This is a genomic window from Nocardioides sp. Z35_8 (assembly GCF_059621125.1).
On sequence record NZ_JCAQIE010000001.1, the window covers coordinates 1,298,200 to 1,319,797 of the forward strand.

Below are 21,598 nucleotides of genomic sequence, written 5' to 3' on the forward strand. Positions count from 1 at the left end.
TAGAGAGTTGCAGCTGGTCGAGGGACGACGTTTGTCGTGGAGCCGTGTGACCATCGTGCTGGTGGTTGCTGCCGCGTTGGCGTTCGGCTCCCTGCGGGGTTGGGGCTGGTTCCAGGATGCTCGCGTGGAAGTGACCCAGGACTCGTGGTTCGCCGGCTACGTCGACGTGACCGCGACGCCGTCCCTGACGTTCGAGGAGCCGCAGGACGGTGCGGGCGTCAACGCGGTGCTGTCCTTCGTCGTCGCGGCAGCCAGCGACGCCTGCACCCCCTCGTGGGGCACCTACTACTCACTGGCGGAGGCCGACGAGCAGCTCGACCTGGACCGGCGGATCGCGCGACTGCACCAGCTCGGTGGGACCCCGATGGTGTCCTTCGGCGGACAGGCCAACGCTGAGCTGGCGACGTCGTGCTCCGAGGTGGGCGACCTGTACGACGCCTACCACGCGGTGGTCCGGCGATATGACCTGCAGGTCATCGATCTCGACATCGAGGGCGAGGCGCTGTCCGACACGGCCGCCAACGAGCGTCGTGGCGCGGCCATCGCGCGCCTGCAGGACGAGACGGGGGTCAAGGTGTGGCTCACGCTCCCCGTCGCACCCGACGGCCTCACCCAGGACGGACTCGAGGTCGTACGAAGCATGCTCCGCGCCGAGGTCGACCTCGCAGGAGTCAACGTCATGACCATGAACTTCGGGGACAGTCGCGGGCAGCGCCAGACCACCGGGGAGGCTGCAGTGGCGGCCTTGAACAGCACCCACGACCAGCTCGCCCAGCTCTACGACGACGCTGAGCAGCGCCTCACCGAAGCGCAGCTGTGGCGAGCGCTCGGCGCCACTCCGATGGCGGGACAGAGCGACGTGGAGGGTGAGGTGTTCACCCTTGACGACGCCCAACACCTCAACGCGTTCGCCGCGAGCAAGCGCCTCGGACGCCTCTCGCTGTGGTCGCTCAACCGTGACCGCGAGTGCAGCAGCAACTGGCCCGACGTCACCCAGGTCTCCGACTCGTGCAGCGGGGTGACGCAGAGCCCGGGCGAGTACGTGCGGGTGCTGTCCCGCAGGCTCGATGGCGCCCCGGTCCCCGAGCCCACCGCAGTCCCCCCCAGCCCCCTGATGACGGATGATCCCGCCACGAGCCCCTACCCGATCTGGGATGCCGACACGGTCTACGTGGAGAGCCAGCGGGTCGTCTGGAAGCGCAACGTCTACGTGGCCAAGTGGTGGACCAGCGGCGATGTGCCGGACGACCCGACCGTCGCGGCATCTGCGACGCCGTGGCGACTGGTCGGCCCCGTGTTGCCGGGCGAGACCCCCGAGCCCACTGCCAGCGTTCCCGCCGGGACCTATCCGAAGTGGAACGCCCGGCAGGTCTACGAGGCGGGCGACCGGGTGCAGTCGGGTGGCACGGCCTACGTCGCACAGTGGTGGACCCAGGGGGTCAGCCCGCAAGCACCCTCGACCGTCGACACTCCGTCCCCCTGGCGGCCGCTGTCGGCGAAGGAGGTCGCTGCAGCCTCCCCGTCCACGCGCAGTGCGCGGTGACCTGACACCCGATCCCCGACCCGACCCCCGAGCCGCCGCCACACCTGAGACCGCCCGCCGACCTCGGCCACGTCGTCAGGACGGATCGGGGCCGAACAGGCATCGTCCGCGGACGCGACTAGGGTCGCCCCCATGCGAGCGGACGTGCGGGGATGCCGATGACCGCGACCGCGACGACCGCGCAGGTGGGGTCCGAGGGGTCGAGCCGCTCGGGCCTCATCGTGCTCGTGCTCGCCCTGTGCGGCACCTCCGTGTCGTTGATGCAGACCCTGGTCGTGCCGCTGCTGCCCGACTTCCCGAGGCTGCTGGGCACCACCGCCGACAACGCCTCGTGGCTGGTCACGGTCACGCTGCTGACGAGTGCGGTGGCCACGCCCATCCTGTCGCGCCTGGCCGACATGCACGGCAAGCGCCGCATGGTCGTGGTCTCCCTCCTCGTGCTGCTGGCCGGCTCGTTGCTGGGGGCGGTGAGCGACTCTCTGGCCGTGCTCATCGTGGCTCGTGCCATGCAGGGTTTCGCGCCTGCGCTGATCCCGATCGGCATCTCGATGATGCGCGACGAGCTGCCGCCGGAGCGGATCGGTGGTGCCGTCGCCCTGATGAGCGCGACGCTGGGCATCGGCGGTGCGGTGGGGTTGCCGCTGTCGGGCGTGATCTACGAGCTGTTCGACTGGCAGGCGGTGTTCTGGGGCAGCGTGGCGATGTCCTCGGTGATGCTGGCGCTGGTCATGCTGGTGGTGCCGGAGTCGGGGGTCAGGACGCCCGCCCGGTTCGACTGGACCGGCGCGGTGCTGATGTCCGTCGCGTTGACGTCCCTGCTGCTCGGCATCTCCAAGGGTGGCTCCTGGGGCTGGACGTCGCAGTGGACCCTCCTGTCCTTCACCGTCGCGGTCCTCTTCTTCGCGCTGTGGGCGCCGTGGGAGCTGCGCACGGGCGAGCCGCTGGTCGACCTGCGCACCTCGACGCGGCGCCCGGTGCTGCTCACCAACATCGCCTCCCTGCTCGCCGGTTTCGCGATGTTCACCAACCTCCTGGTCGCCACCCAGCAGCTGCAGATCCCCGCCTCCACCGGCGTCGGGTTCGGCCTCGACGTCACCGAGGCGGGCCTGGCGATGCTGCCCGGCGGCGTGCTGATGGTGCTGATGGCGCCGGTCTCGGCCTCGATCACCCGCCGGTTCGGCGCCCGGATCACGCTCGTGGCGGGTCTGTGCATCACCGGCTTCGGCTACGTCGTCCGCGTCCTGCTCGACGCCAGCCTCGCCCAGCTCGTGATCGGGGTGTGCATCGTCTCGGTCGGTATCGCGGTGAGCTTCGCGGCGATGCCGGTGCTCATCATGCAGTCGGTGCCGATCGGCGAGACGGCTGCCGCCAACGGCCTCAACACCGTCGTCCGCGCCATCGGCACGTCCACCTGCTCGGCGACGGTGGCCGCGATCCTGGCCGCGGGAGTCGTGGCCGGTGACGCCTATCCGTCCGAGGCCGCCCTGCACTCGATGAGCTGGCTCGCCGCGGTGGTCGCGTTCGCCGCTGCCGGGGTCGGGTTCATGATCCCGGCCCGCATCGCTCCCGTCCTCGCCGGTGCCCCGGAGGTGCCCGGCGCGCCGGCGGCCGGGGTGCGCGGCGACGCCGTGCGCCGCGCGGACATCGGCGCCGAGGTCGTCGTACGAGGTCGGGTGCAGCGCCCGGACGGCAGGCCGGCGCGACTGGCGGTGGTCTCGATGCTCGACCACAGCGGGCGCCAGGCCGACTGGGCCCGCACCGACAACGACGGCCGCTGGTCGGTCGTGCTGCCGGGCGCCGGCGAGTACCTCGTCATCTGCTCCGCCGAGGGCTGGGCGGCGCGCTCCGAGCTGCGCCAGCTCGCGCCCGACGCCGTGCCCGTGCTGCACCTCGACCAGCGGCTCACGGTCGCGGGGGTGATCTCACGTGGCGGGTGGCCCCTCAGCGACGCGCTCGTCGTGCTCACCGACTCCTCCGGCGAGGCCGCCGGCGCCACCCGGACCGACGAGGAGGGCCACTACGAGATCGGGATGCCGCCGCTGGGTCGCTACGTCCTCACCGCGCTCGACCCGCGCACCGGTGCCGCCGAGTCCGAGGACGTGGTGATCAGCGCCCAGCGACGCCGCTTCAACCTCGTGCTGCCCGACCTCCCCGCGCGGGCGGGTGACGGCGGCACCGCGTAGCCCAGCCGCACGGCTCAGGCGGGGGAGCGCACCATGCTGTTGCTGTGGAGGAGCGTGAGCCGCGCCTTCACGCTGAGCAGCGTCTCGATGATGAAGTCCTCGCGGCCGTTGGTGAGGCGGCTGATCGGGACGGACACGCTCAGGGCGTCGACGCTGTTGCGGTCGAAGGGGAGGGCGACGGCGAAGCACCGCACGCCGATGCACGACTCCTCGCGCTCCACGGCGTAGCCGGCGACCGCCGCGGTCTCGACGATCTCGAGCAGGCGCTGCTTGTCGGTCGTCGTGTGCGGCGTGAGTGCGCTGATCTCCTCGGGGATGAGCTCCTCGCGCACGGCCACGGGCTGCTCGGCGAGGATGGCGCGGCCGAGCGCCGTGGAGTACGCCGGCAGCCGCCGGCCCACGGCCGAGTGCATGCGGAGCGGGTGGATCGACTCGCGCTTGGCGGTGTAGACCACGTCGGCGCCGTCGAGGCGGCCGAGGTGGACGGCCTCCTCCGTCGCCGCGCTGATCTCGTCCATGCACGAGCTCGCGCGCGCCAGCACGGGGTCGCCGTCGAGGTAGGCCGAGCTGACGATCAGCGCGTGGATGCCGACCTGGTAGACGCTGCCGGTCGGGTCGGTCTGCACCCATCCGCGCGCCGTCATGGTGCGGAGCAGCGCGTGCAGGCTGCTCTTGGGGATGCCGAGTCGAGTGGCGAGCTGCAGCTGCGTGCCGGGCCCGTTGGTGGCGAGGTCGTCGAGCACGTCCAACGCGCGTGCCGCGGACTTGACCGGGGCGCTGCCCGAGGGCGTCGGCGCGGCAGATGGGTTCATGGCGGGTCGCCTCTTCTGTGATGGGTTCGGGAGCAGCCACTGCCGCCACCGTCGGGGGTGCGTGCACCCCTGTTGACAAGAGTTTACATACATGGACGGTTCACGTACATGGATTGGTTTCTTGGTGTTGACCTGTGATGGTGCTCACGCTAGCGTCCTTCCCAGTTCAGCCACGGGAACGAAGTTCAGAGACGCGAGGAGTGTCCACAAGTGATCCAGGTTCGCTATTCCACGTCACCGTCGGGAGCCGAGACGGCGACCAGCGCCGACCTGCGCGACAACTACCTCTGCGAGGACCTGTTCCGCGACGGTGAGGTGCACGGTGTCTACACGCACGACGACCGGATGGTCATCGGCGGCGCGGTCCCGGCCGGGGGGCAGCTCGACCTGCCCGCGTGGGACGTGCTCGGCGCCACCTCGCACCTCGAGCGCCGCGAGCTGGGCGTCGTCAACGTCGGCGGCGACGGGCACGTGCTGGTGGACGGGGAGAAGTTCGAGCTCGGCCACCTCGACGGCATCTTCGTGGGCCGCGGCAGCGACGTCTCCTTCACCGGCACCGACGCGGCGTTCTACTTCGTCTCGGCGCCCGCGCACGCCACCCACCCCACGACGTTCCTGAGCCACCAGGACGTCGAGCCGCTCTCCCTGGGCAGCGCCGACAGCGCCAACGAGCGCAACCTCTACCGCTACGCCTGGGGCCAGGAGCTCCAGACCTCGGTCCTCCAGTTCGGCCTCACCGTGATCTCCGACGGCTCGGTCTGGAACACCTTCCCCCCGCACCTGCACGAGCGTCGCACCGAGGTCTACCTCTACGTCGACCTCGACGAGGACGACCGCGTCTTCCACTTCATGGGCGAGCCCGGCGCCACCCGCCACCTGGTGGTGCGCAACCGCCAGGCCGTCATCTCGCCGCCGTGGTCCATCCACTCCGGCGCCGGCACCGGGTCCTACGTCTTCATCTGGGCCATGGCCGGCGAGAACAACACCTACACCGACCTGACCCCCGTCGACGTGGCCGACCTGTGACCACCCTGACCGCGACCTCGCGTCGTTCCCCGTTCGACCTGCAGGGCAGGACGGCCGTCGTCACCGGCGCCGGTCGTGGCCTGGGCCAGGCGGTGGCCGTCGGCCTCGCCGAGGCGGGCGCCGACCTGGTGCTGCTCGGACGCCCCGGCAGCCAGGACGCCACGCGCGAGGCCGTCGAGGCGCACGGTCGCGAGGCCGCGGTCCTCGACCTCGACGTCTCCGACCACGACGCCGTGGCCCGGGTGGGCGCGGAGGTCGCCGCCGCGCGCCAGGTCGACATCCTGGTCAACAACGCCGGCATCATCGAGCGCGAGGACACCGTCGACCTGACCCCGGAGTCCTGGCAGCGCGTCGTCGACACCAACCTCAGCGGACTGTTCTTCCTGTCCCAGCACATCGGTGCCTCCATGGTGGAGCGCGGCCGCGGCAAGATCGTCAACGTCGCCAGCCTGCTCGCCTTCCAGGGCGGCATCCGGGTGGTGTCGTACGCAGCGAGCAAGCACGGCGTCGCCGGGATCACCAAGGCGCTCGCCAACGAGTGGGGCCCGGCGGGCGTGCAGGTCAACGCCATCGCGCCGGGCTACATGGCCACCGACAACACGACCGCGCTGCGCGAGGACCCGGACCGCTCGCGGTCCATCCTCGAGCGGATCCCCGCCGGACGGTGGGGCACCGCCGCCGACATCGCAGGCGCCGCCGTGTTCCTCAGCTCCTCCGCCGCCGACTACGTCAACGGCCACGTGCTGGTCGTCGACGGTGGCTGGATGGCCCGCTGACCGACCCGTCCCCGACCCGGACGTCCACCCCCCGGAGCCGCCCCCGCGGCACCACGACCCCCCTCTCGGACCTCAACCCCTGCCAGCCTCTGGCACCAAGAAAGAAGGATCGATGATGAAGTTCACATCTCGTCCAGCCGCGGCCGTCCTCGGCCTGACGCTGGCAGCCGCCGCCCTCACCGGCTGCAGCGAGGAGGCAGGTGGCGGCTCGTCCGGCGGCGGTGCCGAGGCCGGCGGCTGCAGCCCGTCCGACATCAAGCTCGTGGGCCAGGTCCGCAACGAGTCCAACCCGTACGAGGCTGCCTGGCTCGACGGCGGCGACGCGTTCGCCGAGTCGGTCGACCTCAGCCAGGAGCGGATGACCTACGACGGCGACTCCACCAAGCAGCAGGAGCAGATCAGCCAGCTGCTCGCGGGCGACACCGAGTGCCTGGTCATGAACATCCTCCCGAACGGCGACTCCGACACCCCGCCGATCGTCGAGGGCGCGCAGGAGGCCGGGGCCTACCTCGTCACCCAGTGGAACAAGCCGGCCGACATGAACGTCACCGACCACGACCAGTGGCTGAGCCACATCACCTACAACGGCGTCGAGTCGGGCAAGCAGATCGGCGACGCGCTGGCCGAGGCCATCGGCGGCTCGGGCGGCATCATCGCCCTCCAGGGCATCCTGGACACCGGCGCGGCCAAGGACCGCTTCGCCGGGCTCGAGGAGTCGCTGGCGGCCAACCCGGACGTCGAGCTGCTCGACGACCAGACGGCCAACTTCTCCCGCGCCGAGGCGCTCGACGTCACCAAGACGCTCCTCACCAAGCACGGCAAGGACCTCAAGGGCATCTGGGCGGCCAACGACGACATGGCCCTCGGCGCGCTCGAGGCGCTGAAGGCGGCCGGTCGCGACGACGTCGCCGTCGTCGGCATCGACGCGGTCCCCGACGCGCTCACCGCGATCGAGGACGGCTCGATGACCGCCACCGTCTCCAGCGACGGCCCGTGGCAGGGCGGCATCGGCCTGGCCATCGGCTACTGCGTCGCGACCGGCGAGCTCTCGGTCGACGACATCGAGGAGCGCGCCTGGTTCGCCGAGCAGTTCCTGATCCAGGAGGACAACGTCGCCGACTTCATCTCCCCCGAGGTCGACGAGTCCGAGTACGCCTGCGACAACCTCTTCAGCCGCTCGCAGGGCGCCATCTCGTGACCATGACATCCCCCGCCGAGGACGTCGAGGTCGTCGCGACGCGCCCCCAGCCTCGGCGGGGGGTGTCGTTGCGGGACGCCGGTCCCCCGATCGCGCTCCTCGTGATCTTCGGTGTCTTCGCAGCCCTCAGCTCCGACTTCCGCACACTGGGCAACGTCCAGAACATCATGGACACGGCGGCCGTGCTGGCCGTCGTGGCCTGCGGGATCACGTTCGTGCTGATGATGGGGTCGATCGACCTCTCCGCTCCCGGCGTCATGGGTGCCTCGGCGATCGCCGTCGCCCTGCTCGTCGCCAACAACCGCAACGACAACGACCTCGGCCTGCTCGGGGTGCTGGTGGCCGTGCTGGTCGGCGCCGCACTGGGCTGCGTGAGCGGGCTGGCGCTGGTGCTGCTCAAGGTGCCGTCGTTCATGACGACGCTGGGCGTCTCCGCCGTCGGGCTGGGCATCGCCACGCTGATGTTCGCCGGCGTGCAGCCCAACATCTCCGACACGATGCTGGAGTCCTGGGCGGTCGACCGCCTGCTCGGCTTCTCCTACCTCACCTGGATCGCGGCCGGCTGCGTGCTGCTCGGCTACCTCGTCCAGCGCTACTCCCGGCTCGGACGCTACGCGTTCGCGATCGGTGGCGCCGAGGAGGTGCTCGCCCTCTCGGGGGTGAAGGTCGCTCCCTACAAGGTGGCCGCGTTCACCCTCGCCGGCTCGTTCTACGGGCTCGCCGGGGTGATGGTCACCAGCCAGCTCGGCGCCGGGCTCGTCCAGGCCGGACGCGGCTACGACTTCGCGGCGATCACCGCGGCGGTCGTCGGCGGCACCCTGCTCACCGGTGGACGTGGCGGGATCCTCCACTCCACCGTCGGCGTCCTGCTCGTCACCGTGCTCACCAACGGCCTGGTCCAGGTGGGCGTCAGCCCCTACTGGCAGGGCGGTGTGCAGGGCCTCATCGTCGTCGCCGCGGTCGCCGCGGCCGTCCTCCCCCAACGTCGAAGGAACCAGGTGACGAAGTGACCACCGATGTCCAGCAGGCGCCCGAGGTGCCGGCAGCAGCCCCCGTCCACGCGCTCGAGGTGCGCGGGCTGGTCAAGCACTACCCCGGCGTGAAGGCCCTCGACGGCGTCGACCTGGTCGTGCGCCAGCACGAGGTGCTCGGCCTGGCCGGCGAGAACGGCGCCGGCAAGTCGACCTTGCTCAAGGCACTCGTCGGTCTCGTGCGACCCGACGCCGGAGAGATCTGGGTGCGCGGCGAGAAGGTGCGCCTGCGCAGCGTCGTGGAGGCCGCCGACCACGGCATCGGCATGGTGTTCCAGGAGCAGTCGCTGGTGCCCAACCTCACCGCGGCGGAGAACATCGTGCTCGGCAGCGAGGGGCCCGGCGTGCGCCGTGGCCTCTACCGCTGGGACACGATGCGCCGCCTCGCGCAGGAGCAGCTCGACAAGATCGGCTCCCACATCGACCCCCTGGCCCGCACCGACACCCTCACCTTCGCCGAGCGCCAGATGGTGGAGATCGCCAAGGTGCTGCGCATCGAGGAGCGCTCCCAGCACGCGCCGGTGATCATCCTCGACGAGCCCACCTCGGTGCTGGAGTCGAAGGAGATCGAGACCCTCTTCGCCCAGGTGCGCCGGCTGCGGGAGTTCGCGTCGGTCGTCTTCGTCTCCCACCGCCTCGACGAGGTGCTCGACGTCTGCGACCGCGTGGCCGTGCTGCGCGGCGGCCAGTCGGTGGGGGAGGTGCCCACCGAGGGCGCCGCCCCCGGCGACCTGCACCGGATGATGATCGGCTCGACCGGCTCCGAGGACCACTACCACGACACCGCCGCCCGTCGCGCCGACGAGGAGCGCCGTCCGATGCTCAGCGTCCGCAACCTCTCAGGCGCCACGTTCCGCGACGTCGACCTCGACGTCCACGCCGGCGAGATCGTCGGGATCGTCGGCGTGCACGGCTCGGGGCGCGAGGACGTCTGCCGCGCGCTCTTCGGTGCCGAGCCGACCACCGCGGGCGAGGTCACCCTCGACGGCGAGAAGCTCGAGCTCACCGGCACCCGGGCGGCCTGCGCCGCCGGCATCGGCTACGTGCCGGCGGAGCGCAAGATCGAGGGCATGGTCGGCCCGATGTCGGTCGCCGACAACATGACCCTCACCAAGCAGAAGGCCCGCTGCACCGGTCCCCTCGTGGCACCCCGCAAGCAGGCCTCCCTCGTCGACAGCTGGATCGAGCGGCTCTCCATCCGCACGCCCCACCGCGGCACCGCGATCCAGCGGCTCTCCGGCGGCAACCAGCAGAAGGTGGTGCTGGCCCGCTGGCTCGTCGCCGGCGACATCCGCCTGCTCCTCCTCGACCACCCGACCCGCGGCCTCGACATCGGGGCCCGCTCGGAGGTCTACCGGCTGATGCGCGAGCTCGCCAACAGCGGCGTCGCCACCGTCCTGCTCGCCGACAGCCTCGAGGAGGCGATCGGCATGTCCGACCGGATCATCGTGATGAACGACGGTCGCGCCACCAAGGAGGTCGCCTGTCCCTCGGGCGCCAAGCCGACCCCCCTCGACCTGGTCAAGGAGATGGTCTGAGTGACGACCCCCGTGCTCGCCACCCCGGCGGCCGAGCAGCCCGTGGTCCACGGCGGGCCCACCGTCGGCCAGCGGCTGACGTCGTTCATGCCGCTCATCGCGCTCCTGGCGCTGCTCGCTGCGCTCACCATCGCCGACCCCGACTTCTTCACCCAGCGGAGCCTGATCGCGGTCGTCCGCACGTCGGCCCCGCTCGTCGTCCTCGCCGCGGGCGCCACCCTGGTGGTCCTCTGCGGGGGCATCGACCTGTCGATCGCGGCCCTGTGCTCGCTGTCGACGGTGTTCTTCGCGATGTGGCTGCCCGACCTCGGCGGTCTCACCGTGCCGGCGGTCATCGCGGCGGCCGGCGCCCTCGGGGCGGTGCAGGGCATCGCCCACGTCGTGCTGCGCATCCCGTCGTTCATCGTCACCCTGGGCGGGCTGAGCATCTTCTCGGCGGTCGCCCTCGTGATCTCCGACGCCGGGCCGATCCGGATCGTCGACCGCGAGGCGACGAAGTGGATCACGATGTACGTCGCCGGGATCGTGCCGATGTCGTTCTTCGTGGCCGTCGTCGTGGTGGCCGCCATCGCCCTGGTCCTCAGGCTGACGCCCCTGCAGAGCTGGGTGACGGCGACCGGCTACTCCGAGTCGGCGGCCCGCCTGGCCGGCACGCCGGTCGACCTCGTCAAGGTCGGCGCGTTCATCGTCTCGGGCGCGTGCGCGGGCCTGGCCGCCGTGATGCTCGTGTCGCGCAACTTCAGCGGCAGCCCGACCATGGCCGACAACCTGCTGCTGCCGGCCGTCGCCGCGATCGTCGTGGGGGGCACCGCCATCACGGGTGGTCACGGCAGCCTGTGGCGCTCGCTCGTCGGCGCCCTCGTCATCACGCTGCTCCGCGTCGGGCTGCCCATCGTGGGCGTCCCGTCCGCGTGGGAGCAGATCCTCTACGGCGCGATCATCGTCGCCGCCGTCGCCCTGACCCTCGACCGCTCGAAGGTGCTGATCATCAAGTAGTCCCGACCCCGACTCCCCGACGTACGTCCCACCTCCGCTCCGACCCTCGGAAGGCCACCATGTCCGACACCACCTCGCTCCTCCCCGCCGTCCAGTCGTTCCTCTCCTCCCCGAAGAAGCTCCTGATCGACGGCGAGCTCGTCGACGCCAAGGACGGGCAGACCTTCGACACCGTCAACCCCGCCACTGAGGACGTCCTCGTCAAGGTCGCACAGGCCTCCGCGGTGGACGCCGACCGCGCGGTCGTCGCGGCCCGCACCGCCTTCGAGCACGGCTCCCCCTGGTCGCGGTTCTCCCCCCGCGACCGCTCGCACCTGCTGTGGCGCATCGGCGACCTGATCGACGGGCACGCCGAGGAGTTCGCGCAGCTCGAGTCGCTCGACAACGGCAAGAGCCTCGCCTCCGCGCGCGGCGACGTCGGGGTCGCGGCCGAGCTGTTCCGCTACTTCGCCGGGTGGGCCACGAAGATGGAGGGCACCACGATCCCGATGTCGGTGCCCGGCCGGGACTTCCACGCCTACACGCGCCGCGAGCCGATCGGCGTCGTCGCGGGCATCGTGCCGTGGAACTTCCCGCTGACGATGGCCGCCTTCAAGATCATCCCCTCGATCACCGCCGGCAACACCGTGGTCCTCAAGCCCGCCGAGCAGACCCCGCTGACCGCCCTGCGCCTCGGCGAGCTGCTGCTCGAGGCCGGCCTGCCCGCCGGTGTCGTCAACATCCTGCCCGGCTTCGGCGACGCGGGCGCGGCCCTGGTGGCGCACGCCGGCGTCGACAAGGTCGCCTTCACCGGCAGCACCGAGGTCGGCAAGAAGATCGCGGCGTCCGCCTCGGGCAACCTCAAGAAGGTCTCCCTCGAGCTCGGCGGCAAGGCCCCCAACATCATCTTCAACGACGCCGACCTCGACGCCGCCGTCGCGGGTGCCGCGCTCGCCGGCTACTTCAACGAGGGCCAGTGCTGCGTCAACGGCTCGCGCCTCTACGTCCAGCGCGACGTCTTCGACGAGGTCGTCGCGGGCGTCGCGGCGGCCGCCCGCGCCATCACCGTCGGCGACGCGTTCGACCCGGCGACCACGATGGGCCCGCTGGTCTCGCAGGAGCAGCACGAGAAGGTCATGGGCTACGTCCGTGGCGCCGTCGAGGACGGCGCCACCCTCACCGCCGGCAGCCCCGACCCGGCGAGGGAGCGCGGCTACTTCTTCTCCCCGACGCTCATCACCGACGTGACCGAGCAGATGGCCGTGCAGACCGACGAGATCTTCGGCCCGGTCATCACCGCCATCCCGTTCGACACCGAGGACGAGGTCGTGGCCGCCGCCAACAACACCGTCTACGGCCTGGCCGCGGGCGTCTGGTCGCGTGACCTCGGCACCGCCCACCGCGTCGGCGGCCGGCTGCGCGCCGGCACCGTGTGGCTCAACACCTGGCACGCCGACGACGTGACGCTGCCCCGCGGTGGCTACAAGCAGTCGGGCTGGGGCCGCGAGCTCGGGTCGTTCGGGCTCGACGACTACACCGAGCTCAAGACCGTCATCGCCGAGCTCCGATGACCGCTGGCGACACCCCGCGGGACCTCATGGAGGTCCTGCGGGGGCACCGCGTCGTGCCCGTCGTGGTCCTCGACGATCCCGACCGGGCCGACGCCCTCGGTGACGCGCTGGTGAGCGGGGGCCTGCCCGTCGCCGAGGCGACGTTCCGCACGCCCGGCGCGGCCGCGGTGCTGCGCCGCCTGGCGGCGCGCGACGACCTCGTGGTGGGTGCCGGCACGGTGCTCACCCCCGCCCAGGTCGACCTCGCCCACGAGGCCGGCGCGGGCTTCGTCGTCTCGCCCGGCCTCAGCGACGGCGTCGTGCGCCGGTGCCAGGAGCTCGGCCTGCCCGTCGTCCCGGGGGTGAGCACCGCGTCCGAGATCATGCGCGCGCTCGACCTCGGTCTCGACACCGTGAAGTTCTTCCCCGCCGAGGCCAACGGCGGGCTCCCCGCCGTCAAGGCGCTCGCGGCCGCCTTCCCGCAGGTGCGCTTCGTGCCCACCGGCGGCATCACCGAGGCGAGCGCGCCGGCCTACCTGGCCCACGGCGCGGTCGCCGCAGTCGGAGGCAGCTGGATGGTGGCCCCCGACCTGCTGGCCTCCGGCCAATGGGCGGAGGTCGCGGCGCGCTGCGCCGCCACGTCCCGCCTGTCCCACCACGACTCCCAGGGAGCGCACGCATGATCGAGACCCGTCCGGAAGCCGAGTGCGAGCTCGACATCGTCGCGCTCGGCGAGGTGATGTTGCGCCTCGACCCCGGCGAGGGCCGCATCCGCACCGCCCGCCGGTTCGAGGTCTGGGAGGGCGGCGGCGAGTACAACGTGGCTCGCGGCATGCGCAAGGTCTTCGGCCTGCGCGCCGGGGTGGTCACCGCCCTGGCCGACAACGAGATCGGGCACCTCGTGGAGAACCTCGTCATGCAGGGCGGGGTCGACACCTCGCTCATCCGGTGGGAGCCCTACGACGGCATCGGGCGCACGGTGCGCAACGGGCTCAACTTCACCGAGCGCGGCTTCGGCGTGCGCGGCGCGGTGGGCGTCTCCGACCGGGCGCACACGGCGATCGCGCAGATGGCGCCGGGCACCATCGACTGGGACGACCTCTTCGGGCGCCGCGGCGTGCGCTGGCTGCACACCGGCGGCATCTTCGCGGCCCTGTCGGAGAACGCGGCAGCGGTCGCCGAGGAGGCGATGGCCGCCGCCCAGCGCCACGGCACGGTCGTGTCGTTCGACCTCAACTACCGGCCCAGCCTGTGGGCGGGGATCGGCGGCCCCGACCTCGCCCGCGACGTCAACACCCGGCTCGCCTCCCACGTCGACGTGATGATCGGCAACGAGGAGGACTTCACCGCCGCCCTCGGCTTCGAGGTCGAGCACGTCGACGAGCACCTGCGTGAGCTGCCGATGGACAGCTTCGCCGCGATGGTCGCGACCGTCGCGGAGAAGATGCCGTGGTTGAAGGTCATCGCGACGACCATGCGCGGGGTCCACAGCGCCAGCGACAACGACTGGCAGGCCATCGCCTGGTCCCCCGAGACGGGCGTCCTGCAGTCGACGGCACGCGACCACCTCGCGATCTTCGACCGCGTGGGAGGCGGTGACGGGTTCGCCTCCGGCCTCGTCTACGGGCTCCTCGAGGGCGAGGACCTCCAGACGTGCCTCGAGCTCGGCGCCGCACACGGCGCCCTGGCGATGACGACTCCGGGTGACACCTCCATGGCCACCCGCGAGGAGGTCCGGGCACTCGCCGGCGGTGGCAGCGCCCGCGTGCGCCGCTGAGTGGTGCAAACGCCGGACCCGCTGACAGCCGATCCCCGAGGATGTGAGGCGATGAGACACCACCTGACCCGCACGCACCGGTGCGCGGCCAGCCTCCTGCTCCACCGCGGTCGGACGTGAGCCGCGATCGCGCGCCGGTGGCGCGGCGGCTCGTGCGGCTCGTCGCCGTGCTCCTCACCGGGCTCGTCGTCGCCCTCACGGTCGGCACGGGCGCTCCCGCGAGCGCCCACGCCGACCTGGTGAGCACCGACCCCGCCGAGGGGGCCGTGCTCGACGCCGCCCCCGAGCAGATGGCGTTCACGTTCACCGAGGCGGTCGCCGGGGTCGCCGACGGGGTCCAGGTCTTCGACGCCGTCGGCGGCGTGGTGCCCTCGTCCTCGGCCGTCAAGGGCAAGGTGCTCACGGTCGGCCTCGACCAGGAGGTCGGCGACGGCACCTACGTGGTGGTCTGGCGGGTCATCTCCGAGGACGGCCACCCCGTCAGCGGGTCGCTGAGCTTCTCGATCGGCGCGGCGAGCGAGACGGTGCAGGTGCCACCGGCCGCCGCCACCCCCACCGACGACGTGCCGTGGACCCTCACGGCCGCGCGGTGGCTCGGCTATGTCGGCCTGCTGTTGTGCGTCGGGCTGGCGTGGTTCGTCGCGGCGGTGCTGCCTGCCGCCGACGACGACACGCGGGCACGCCGACGACTGGTCCGGGTGCTGCGCGTCGCCGCGCCGCTCACGGCGGTGGCGTGGCTGGTCGGGCTCCCGCTCACCGCCCTCTACCAGTCCGGCGGCGGCGCCGACTCGCTGATGCAGTCCGCGGCGTGGTCGACGATGGCGAGCACCGAGTACGTGGTCGCGGCCTGCGTGGCGCTGGGCGTGCTGCTCGCGACCCTGATGGTGGGCGCCGCCGGGCCCGGTCGCACGCGCGGGCGGGTCGCGCTGGCGGCCGCCGTCGTGGCCGCCTGCGCGCCGGCACTGACCGGGCACACCCGGGCGGCCTCGCCCGAGGCGCTCGTGGTGGGCGTCGACATGCTGCACCTGCTCGCCGGCAGCGTGTGGCTCGGCGGGCTGGTCGCCCTGGTGCTGGTGCTGCCCGTGCTCGCCGGGCGTGGCCCGGTCGCGGCCGACGTGCTCGCCAGGTTCTCGACGGTCGCCGCAGGCGTGCTGGCCGTCCTCGTCGTCTCCGGCACGGTGCTGGCCTGGCGGATCATGGGGTCGCTCACCGCGCTGTTCGACACCGGCTACGGCCGACTGCTGGCGATCAAGATCGGCGTGGCCCTGCTCGTGGTCGCCATCGCCGGGTGGAACAGGTACGCCGTGCTGCCGCGGGTGCGCGCCGCGGGTCCGTCGGACGACCTGGGCTCCGGCGCCCGCCTCGTGGTCCGGGCCGCCGCGGCCGAGGCCGTCCTCCTCGTCGTGCTGCTGCTGGTGACCGGGATGCTGGTCGACCGCAACCCGGAGGCCGATCGAGGCGCCGACTCCGCCGGGGCCGCGGAGCCGGGCGTGCAGACCGGCATGCTCGGCGAGCACGAGGTCGAGGTCACCCTCGACCCGCTCGCCACAGGGGCCAACACCGTGTCGGTGTCGACGCGCGACGCCGCAGGCGAGCCCTTCGAGGGCTTCGACGCACCAAGGATCCGCGTCGAGTCCGACGACATCGACCTCGGTGAGATCGCCCTCGAGTCGATCGCACCGGGGGAGTACGCCGGCGACGTGGTGCTGCCGGCGCCGGGCACCTGGCGGGTGCAGGTGTCGTTGCGGGTGAGCGAGTTCGACAACCCCGTGCAGACGTTCGCCTTCAGCGTCGGCGACGGGTGATCGGTGCCGCGATGACCAGCAACGACGACCGGCCCGGCGTGACGGGCGGTGTCCCCGTCAAGTCCGCCGCCCGCGTCCTCGACCTGCTCGAGGACATCGCGGCGCACGGCCCGGCCACCCGGGCGGAGCTGTCGCTGCGGATGGGCATCCCCAAGAGCAGCATGCACGCGGTGCTGAGGACGATGACCGAGCGCGGCTGGCTCGAGCTCGACCACGCCCGGGGCGCTTATCGCCTCGGGTTCGGCTCGATGGCGGTGAGCGCGGCCCACGTCGAGGACGACCCCGTGATCGCCCGCGCCGCGCCGATCCTCGACCGGCTGGCGGCCGCGACCGGGGAGACGGTGCACCTCGGCCGGCTGCACGGCTCCCACGTGGTCTTCCTCGACAAGCGCGAGTCGGCCCGCCCGGTGCCGATGGCCTCGGCCGTCGGGCGGCGGATGCCGGCCTGGTCCACGTCGCTCGGCCGGGCGGTCCTGGCCACCCGGCCCGTGGCGGTGCGCGAGGCACTGGTGCCGGGGGCGATCACCAGGATGACCCAGCACACCCGCACCGACCGCGCGGCCGTGCTGGCCGCGATCGAGCAGGCGTCCGTCCGCGGCTACGCGGTGGAGAGCCAGGAGGTGTGTCCGGGCATCCGGTGCTTCGCCGTGGCGGTCGGGGCGCTGGTGCCGGCCGGCGACCCGGTCCACGCCGTCAGCGTGGCCGTGCCGCTCGCTCGCCTCGACCGGTCCCGCGAGGCCCGCGTCGTGAGGTCGCTGCTCGAGCTCGGCCCCCGGGCGGCCGGCGGCGCACCCTAGGTCTAGACGGCGGTGCACATACGTGGACAGAGAGTCCTTCTGGTTCACCAGTCTGGATCGACTTCTTGACTCTGTGTGACCACGGTCATACGGTCAGCCCACACGTCGAGCGCCGGCACCCCCTGCCTCCCTGGCACGCCTGCCCTCGCGCCGAGCCCAACCCGAGGGATCCGTGATGAAGCTTCTCCGCAGGTCTGCCCACCCCGGCCCGCTCCGGGCCATCCGCCGCCCGGCGACCGCCGCCCTCGCCGCGCTGGGCCTGGTGGCCGGCCTCGGCAGCGTCACCGCCTCGCCCGCCGCGGCGGCTGCCGCGCCCGGTGACGACGTCGCCGCCTGGGTAGAGGTCGAGGACGGCGTGATCAGCGGCGGCCCCGCCTACAACTCCGGCGACCACGGCAACTTCTCGGGCGAGGGGTCCTACACGTTCCGCGAGAGCGGGATGGCCTCCACGATGACGGTGACCGTGCCCGAGGCGGGCGTCTACCCCGTCCACGTGCGCTACGCCGCCGGGCCGCTCAGCGCCGCCGAGAACGTCACGCGCTCGATGGGGCTGCGCACCAACGGCACCCGTCAGCAGCTCGCGTTCCCGATGACCAGCCTCCAGGACTGGGAGGCCTGGGACTTCGTGTCGACCGAGGTGACCCTCGACGCGGGTGCCAACACGCTGGCGCTGGAGTGCGACCGGTCGGTGGACTTCTGCCGGCTCAACTTCGACGCCATCCAGGTCGGCGGCACCACTCCTGACCCCTGCGCGGGGACCCCCGTCCGTCCCGGCTACCGCGCGCTCTTCGATGGCACCTTCGCGTCGTTCGACGGCTGGCGCAAGGCCGGCTCCGGCGGCTTCGGGCGCCAGACCGACTGCACGATCCGCACCATCCGCGGTCGTGGCGCGGAGTGGTTCACCACCCAGCAGTCCGCGCCCTACACGCTCAGGCTCGACTGGCGACGCGACGGCGCGGACGACGAGTCGAGCGTCTACCTCGCCTCCACGAGCCGGACCGGCGCCGACCCGGTCGGCGGCGTCAGGATCCCCATCGGCACCGACACCGGTGCGATCGTGCCGACGGGCGGCACGGCGCAGGCCCCGGACCAGGACGCCGTCGCAGCCGCGGAGCGTCCGGCTGGCGAGTGGAACTCCTACCTCGTGCAGCTCACCGGCTCGCAGGTCCGCGTCTTCCTCAACGGCACCCTGGTCAACACCTACGCCAGCGCGCAGCCCCTGGCCACCAACGGGTTCATCGGGCTGGAGAACCGGGGCGCGTCCCACGCGGTCGACTTCCGTGGCATCGAGATCAAGGACGGCGTGGCGCCCGACGCCAGCACGTCCGAGGTGCCGGTGCACTACGAGTTCGAGGAGCAGGCAGGCGGCACCGCGGCCAACACCGGCACCGATGCGTCCGTGGGGGCGGCCACGCTGGTCGGCGCCACCGGGTGGGCGCCCGACGGCGTGCACGGCGGGGCGCTCGACCTGCCGGGCGGTCCCAACGCCAACACCGCCGACCTGCCCGACAACCTCCTGCAGGGGGCCAGCGACTTCACCACCTCGTTCTGGGTGCGCCCCGACACCATGGGCAACTGGATCAACCTGTTCCACATCGGTGACGGGCTCGGCAACGCCGGCAGCTTCTTCCAGATCCAGATGCGCACCGAGAACGGCGACCGCGGCATCGCAGCGACCTTCAAGGCGAAGGGCTCGAACCTGCAGGAGCGCGTCCAGGCGCCCGACGAGGTCGACGTCGTGGCGGGCCGGTGGAACCACGTCGTCTTCACCCGCTCCGGCGCGAGCGGGACGCTCTACCTCGACGGCGAGGTGGTCGCGAGCAGCAACGACCTGACGATCGACATGGGCGACGTCGGGCCCACGGCCAACAACTGGCTGGGGCGCAACGGCTACGTCGACGACCCGTCGTTCGACGGGCTGATGGACGACGTGCGGCTCTACGAGGCGGCGCTGAGCGCCGACGAGGTGAGCGCGATCCACGCCGAGGGCACCGCCCTGCGCACCGAGGTCGCCCTGACGGTCGACCCCGCCTCGCCCTCCGTCGTCGACGAGCCGGTCACGGTCTCGGCGACGGTGAGCGACGAGAACGACGACCCGGCCGAGGGGCAGGCCTCGCTGTGGGTCGACGGAGCGCTCGTCGGCGACCCCGTCGAGGTGTCGGAGGGTGCGGTGGCGTTCCCCGCGCTGGCCCTGGCCCGCGGCTCCCACCAGGTGCAGGTCCGGTTCGCCGGCGACGCGGGCTGGCGCGACTCCCGTGCCACGACGACGCACGTCGTGCGGCGGCCGGTCGACGACCCCGACGCCCCGATCCACTACACCTTCAACGAGGGCAGCGGGTCGGCGGCGGCCAACTACGGCACCGACACCACCGTGGGCCCGGCGACGCTGGTCGGAGCGACCACGTGGGCCGAGGGCAGGTACGACGACGGCGTCTCCCTGCCCGGCGGCCCCGCCGGACCGGTGACCGGCTCGAGCCACGTCGAGCTCCCCGACGACATCACCGCGGGCATGGACGAGGAGATCACCGTCTCGACGTGGATCAAGCCGACCACCCTGCCCAGCTGGACCACGCACGTCCAGCTCGGCAAGAGCACCCAGGAGTTCTTCCTCCTGCAGTCGTCGGTCATCAACGGTGACCGGGGCTTCGCGGCCACGCTGCGCGTCGACGACGGCGAGCAGTACCGCATCATGCTGCCCGGCGACTCCGACCTGCCGCTCGGCGAGTGGACCCACGTCGTGGTGACCCTCGGCCCGTCGCCCACGGGCGGAGGCACCACTGGCCGGATCTACCTCGACGGCGTGCTCGTCGACGCGGCCACCCGCCACAACATCCCCGTCGACATCGGTGACGTGGGCGAGGGCGGGACGACGGCCAACTTCATCGGCAACACCAGCTGGAACGACCCCCGTCCGGGCGGGACGGTCGACGACTTCCGCCTCTACGGGTACGAGCTGAGCGCCGAGGAGGTCGCCACCCTCCACGCCGCCGAGCCGCCCAACGCGGCGCCGGTCGCGGTGGCGGACTCCTACTCCACCGGGGCCGACCAGGTCCTCACCGTGGACGCGCCCGGCGTGCTGGGCAACGACACCGATCCCGACTGGAACGACGTCACCGCGACCGGGCTCACCCAGCCGGCCCACGGCACGGTCGACCTGGCCGGGGACGGCTCGTTCGCCTACACCCCGAGCGACGGGTTCGCCGGCACCGACACCTTCACCTACCGGGCCAGCGACGGCGTCGCCGGCTCGGAGCCGACGACGGTGACCATCAGGGTCAACGCGGCCCCGGTCGCGGAGCCCGACGCGTTCGACGCGGTGGAGGGTGCGCCGTTGGTGCTGGCGGCACCGGGCGTGCTGGGCAACGACTCCGACGCGGACGGGCAGGAGCTGACGGCCGTCGACGCGACGCCGCCCGCCCACGGCACACTCGAGCTCGCCGAGGACGGCTCGCTCGTCTACACCCCCCGAGCCGGGTTCTCCGGCACCGACCTCTTCACCTACCGGGCCAGCGACGGCGAGGACCTGTCGCCGCCTGCCACGGTGGTCGTCACGGTGACGCCTGCGACCGGCGGCGAACCGGGCCTGCCCGACGACGGGCTGACCACCACGGCCCTCGCGGGGGCGGCGCTGCCGGTGACCTACGGCGCGAGCGGTGCGGTGTCGCTCACCCTCTCCCCGCAGTCGGCCACCGGCCTGGTCGAGGTGCGGCGCGGCGGCCACGTGCTCGCGACGGGCGCCGTCACGGGTGGGCAGGCCATGGTGCTGCTGCCGCAGCGCTCCCTTCCGGTGGGGCAGCACGCCCTGACGCTGCACTACGGCGGCGACGCGAAGCACCGTGCGTCCACGGGAGAGGTCACCGTGCTGGTGGAGGCGGCGCCGACCACCACGGTGGCGTCGCGGACGCTCGTGAAGGTGCGGCCCACGCGGCTGAGGTGGAAGCAGGACTTCCGCGTCGTCGTGCAGGTCGGCTCGGTGCTGGGCGGGGCCGGGCCGCCGACCGGCACCGTGAAGGTGCGCATCGACGGTCGCCGGGTGGCGGTGGGCCGGCTCGACGACGAGGGGCGCTACGTCGTGAGGATCCGGCGCAACCTCAACGTCGGGCGGCACATGGTGGCGGTCACCTACAGCGGTGACGCCGCCACCGAGTGGAGCAGGGACCGGCAGCGGATCCGGGTCGTGCGCTGACCCGCGCCGACACCGCGCGCAGCGAGGGGCCGCGCCGGAGTGATCCGGCGGGGCCCCTCGTCGCGTCGTGGGCGTCCTCGAGCGGGAGGCCGGGTGCGGCTCAGCCCTTGTCGTCGAGGGCGGCCACCACCCCGGCTCGCGACTGGTCCTCGCTCGCCAGCACGCCGCCGTTGGCGACGGTGTCGGGGGTGATCTCGCTGAAGACCATGCGGACGTCCTGGCGGCGTGCGCCGAGGATCTCCACCGCGCTGTCGGCGACGGCCTCGGCGAAGGCGCGGCGCTGCTCGACGGTGCGGCCGCGCAGCAGCTCGACGGTGATGTTGGGCATGAGGGTTCCTTCGATCGGGACGCCTGCGAGGGCAGGACGACGGACAGGCGGGTCGGGAATGTGAACAGATGTC

Annotated in this window: 16 protein-coding genes; 14 read left to right on the top strand and 2 right to left on the bottom strand. The window is 72.3% G+C overall.

The genetic code is table 11. From position 1 onward, the window contains the following. The first annotated feature begins 124 nt into the window (after window positions 1–124). Together AC54T2_RS06265 and AC54T2_RS06270 are read left to right on the top strand one after the other, a co-directional pair. On the top strand, window positions 125–1,543 hold the full coding sequence (locus AC54T2_RS06265) for a carbohydrate-binding protein (RefSeq protein WP_206054481.1): 1,419 nt from the start codon (window positions 125–127) through the stop codon (window positions 1,541–1,543). Between the two features lie 158 nt (window positions 1,544–1,701). After that, window positions 1,702–3,726, top strand: a complete 2,025-nt coding sequence (locus AC54T2_RS06270; protein WP_496665785.1) for an MFS transporter — start codon at window positions 1,702–1,704, stop codon at window positions 3,724–3,726. A 14-nt stretch (window positions 3,727–3,740) separates the two neighbouring features. Here the strand turns inward: AC54T2_RS06270 and AC54T2_RS06275 are convergent, their stop codons facing one another. Continuing rightward, window positions 3,741–4,538, bottom strand: a complete 798-nt coding sequence (locus AC54T2_RS06275) for an IclR family transcriptional regulator (protein ID WP_186340013.1) — start codon at window positions 4,536–4,538, stop codon at window positions 3,741–3,743. A gap of 210 nt (window positions 4,539–4,748) precedes the next feature. On the opposite strand from AC54T2_RS06275, the gene kduI reads away from it, so the two are divergent. From kduI to AC54T2_RS06335, 12 genes are all read left to right on the top strand, one after another. Then, entirely contained in the window at window positions 4,749–5,564 is an 816-nt protein-coding gene (gene kduI, locus AC54T2_RS06280; protein WP_186340014.1) for a 5-dehydro-4-deoxy-D-glucuronate isomerase, read from the top strand. Further along, complete coding sequence (gene kduD, locus AC54T2_RS06285; protein ID WP_186340015.1) at window positions 5,561–6,340, top strand: 2-dehydro-3-deoxy-D-gluconate 5-dehydrogenase KduD; 780 nt, start codon at window positions 5,561–5,563, stop codon at window positions 6,338–6,340. Before kduI ends, kduD begins: the two co-directional genes overlap by 4 nt. Window positions 6,341–6,455: 115 nt before the next feature. Then, window positions 6,456–7,538 (top strand): sugar ABC transporter substrate-binding protein, encoded by a 1,083-nt coding sequence (locus AC54T2_RS06290; RefSeq protein ID WP_186340016.1) that lies wholly within the window; start codon window positions 6,456–6,458, stop codon window positions 7,536–7,538. A gap of 2 nt (window positions 7,539–7,540) precedes the next feature. Beyond that, on the top strand, window positions 7,541–8,548 hold the full coding sequence (locus tag AC54T2_RS06295; RefSeq protein ID WP_222129465.1) for an ABC transporter permease: 1,008 nt from the start codon (window positions 7,541–7,543) through the stop codon (window positions 8,546–8,548). Then, window positions 8,545–10,107: a sugar ABC transporter ATP-binding protein gene (locus AC54T2_RS06300; RefSeq protein WP_496665786.1), complete on the top strand. Its 1,563-nt coding sequence runs from the start codon at window positions 8,545–8,547 to the stop codon at window positions 10,105–10,107. Before AC54T2_RS06295 ends, AC54T2_RS06300 begins: the two co-directional genes overlap by 4 nt. Beyond that, entirely contained in the window at window positions 10,108–11,103 is a 996-nt protein-coding gene (locus tag AC54T2_RS06305; protein ID WP_186340018.1) for an ABC transporter permease, read from the top strand. 59 nt (window positions 11,104–11,162) lie between these two features. Next, complete coding sequence (locus AC54T2_RS06310) at window positions 11,163–12,653, top strand: aldehyde dehydrogenase family protein (RefSeq protein WP_496665787.1); 1,491 nt, start codon at window positions 11,163–11,165, stop codon at window positions 12,651–12,653. Then, window positions 12,650–13,315 carry a bifunctional 4-hydroxy-2-oxoglutarate aldolase/2-dehydro-3-deoxy-phosphogluconate aldolase gene (gene eda / locus AC54T2_RS06315; RefSeq protein ID WP_489975604.1) on the top strand — a complete coding sequence of 222 codons (666 nt, stop codon included), beginning with the start codon at window positions 12,650–12,652 and terminating at the stop codon, window positions 13,313–13,315. Before AC54T2_RS06310 ends, eda begins: the two co-directional genes overlap by 4 nt. Continuing rightward, entirely contained in the window at window positions 13,312–14,409 is a 1,098-nt protein-coding gene (locus tag AC54T2_RS06320) for a sugar kinase (RefSeq protein WP_186340020.1), read from the top strand. The genes eda and AC54T2_RS06320 overlap by 4 nt, the downstream gene beginning before the upstream one ends. A 116-nt stretch (window positions 14,410–14,525) precedes the next feature. Continuing rightward, a complete protein-coding gene (locus tag AC54T2_RS06325) occupies window positions 14,526–16,214 on the top strand; it encodes a copper resistance protein CopC (protein WP_496665788.1) in 1,689 nt (562 codons plus the stop codon). Between the two features lie 11 nt (window positions 16,215–16,225). Continuing rightward, window positions 16,226–17,011 (top strand): IclR family transcriptional regulator, encoded by a 786-nt coding sequence (locus AC54T2_RS06330; RefSeq protein ID WP_496665789.1) that lies wholly within the window; start codon window positions 16,226–16,228, stop codon window positions 17,009–17,011. A 175-nt stretch (window positions 17,012–17,186) separates the two neighbouring features. Beyond that, window positions 17,187–21,197: a LamG-like jellyroll fold domain-containing protein gene (locus AC54T2_RS06335; RefSeq protein ID WP_496665790.1), complete on the top strand. Its 4,011-nt coding sequence runs from the start codon at window positions 17,187–17,189 to the stop codon at window positions 21,195–21,197. A 100-nt stretch (window positions 21,198–21,297) separates the two neighbouring features. On the opposite strand, the gene AC54T2_RS06340 is transcribed toward AC54T2_RS06335, so the two are convergent. Then, window positions 21,298–21,525 carry a tautomerase family protein gene (locus AC54T2_RS06340; protein ID WP_496665791.1) on the bottom strand — a complete coding sequence of 76 codons (228 nt, stop codon included), beginning with the start codon at window positions 21,523–21,525 and terminating at the stop codon, window positions 21,298–21,300. Window positions 21,526–21,598: the final 73 nt, after the last annotated feature.